The sequence below is a fragment of the Halomonas sp. KX33721 genome (assembly GCF_001596805.1).
GTDB lineage: Bacteria > Pseudomonadota > Gammaproteobacteria > Pseudomonadales > Halomonadaceae > Vreelandella > Vreelandella aquamarina.
Genome location: NZ_LVIA01000075.1, coordinates 1 through 1,501 on the forward strand (window position 1 = coordinate 1; position 1,501 = coordinate 1,501).

The 1,501-nt window shown below is 54.0% G+C and carries 2 protein-coding genes and 1 pseudogene; 1 reads left to right on the forward strand and 2 read right to left on the reverse strand.

All coding sequences use genetic code 11. From position 1 onward, the window contains the following. Positions 1-227: pseudogene (locus A3220_RS17140) on the reverse strand (IS1380 family transposase); the annotation flags it as partial. Between the two features lie 343 nt (positions 228-570). On the opposite strand from A3220_RS17140, the gene A3220_RS16320 reads away from it, so the two are divergent. Beyond that, on the forward strand, positions 571-996 hold the full coding sequence (locus A3220_RS16320) for a MerR family transcriptional regulator (protein ID WP_044630842.1): 426 nt from the start codon (positions 571-573) through the stop codon (positions 994-996). Positions 997-1,061: 65 nt separating this feature from the next. On the opposite strand, the gene A3220_RS16325 is transcribed toward A3220_RS16320, so the two are convergent. Beyond that, positions 1,062-1,501: sulfite exporter TauE/SafE family protein (locus A3220_RS16325; protein ID WP_174524479.1), on the reverse strand; the 440-nt coding region annotated here is incomplete at its 5' end.

Consider the following 1,501-nt stretch of genomic DNA (forward strand, 5'->3'; position numbering starts at 1 on the left):
AAGGGCTTGTCGCGGCGGAAGTTCTCGACAGCGTCATAGTCGCTCATGCCCAGACACAGCAGGCCCAGGTAGCTCTTGATCACGTCACTGGTGCGCATGCCCAGCGTGGTGGGGAAGCGGCTGTCGATGCTGTCGACGCCAGCGATCTCGAAGCATTGCCCGATGATGGACAGCCCGGCGTGGCTGGTGAGGGTGCGGCGACTGGCGCGGAACTTTATGTTGGGCATGGCACTGTCTGGGTGAATGGCGATAATGGCTATATTGCCATGCAGGTCAGTGGGTTAGAAGTGCTTCCGGGGGCCGGTCTCACGGATTCAGGGTTTACGCATGACACTCTCCTCTGTATGTGAGTCACTCTGCCAAACGCGCTGGTAGGACTTGATTACGGTTTTTATCCTGTGGCAGGAGTGCTTTTTTAAGATATCCTTAAAGCAGACTTTAAGGTCAAGGCCTCATTTTAAATTCGTTATACAACCTAAATGTTTGTCATGAGCGCTCAGCTGAAGACTTGACCTTTGGGCAGCCTGGCGGTTGTAAGCTGGCTACGAGTAAACAAATGAGGGTAAGCCAATGCGAGTCTCCGAGCTGGCTCAGACGGGAGGGGTAACGGCAGAAACGGTACGTCACTATACAAGGGAAGGGTTGTTGCAACCGCACCGCGACCCGCGCAACGGTTATCAACTCTACGATATAGAGTCCTTGGGGCGCCTACGTTTTATCGACTGCCTGCGTTCGCTGGGCGTTAGTCTTCCAGAGATCAAACAAATATTATCTTGGGCGGATCAAGGCACCGTAGAGTTTAATGAACCAGTACCACTCGCCACTCAAAGGCGACGTCTTCACTTGAGGACCCAAGAACTTCAGGTGATAGCGCGATGGTTAGATAACATGAACCAAGACAAGATGACTGAAAGCTTCAGGCTGAAGGAACTAATCGAATCGCTTGGGACAGGTAAATTAGTTTTCGAGGCTAATGATTCGCGAAGTAATCATTAGTGATGCGGCGAAGTCATGGCACTGTGCGTATCCACCATCCCTATCATGGATTGCAGATGCCAGAGTTACCAGACGGCAAACGTAATAATCAGCAGCGCTGCTAGCGTACGAGTCGCGGGGCTACGTATCCATATTGAGACACGGCGCGCTGCCACTCCGGTCGCTAGGATGGCAGGCAAGGTGCCGAGCCCAAAGGCCCCCATCATCGCGGCGGCACGCAATGGCTCGGCTACAGCAAGACTCCAGGCCAGCATCGAATAGATTAGCCCACAGGGCATCCAGCCCCATAGCGAGCCAAGTGCGAATGCTTGGGGTACTTTTACAACAGGCATCAAGCGACGGCCTATTGGTTCGATGCGGCGCCACAGGACGCGCCCCAGTGCCTCGATACGTAGCAAGCCCTTCCACCAGTTGGCGATATACAGTGCCATTAGTATCAACATGACCGCCGCCAGGATACGCAACACCAGGGCGAAGCTGTCCAGTGCATGGTTGAGCACGGAAC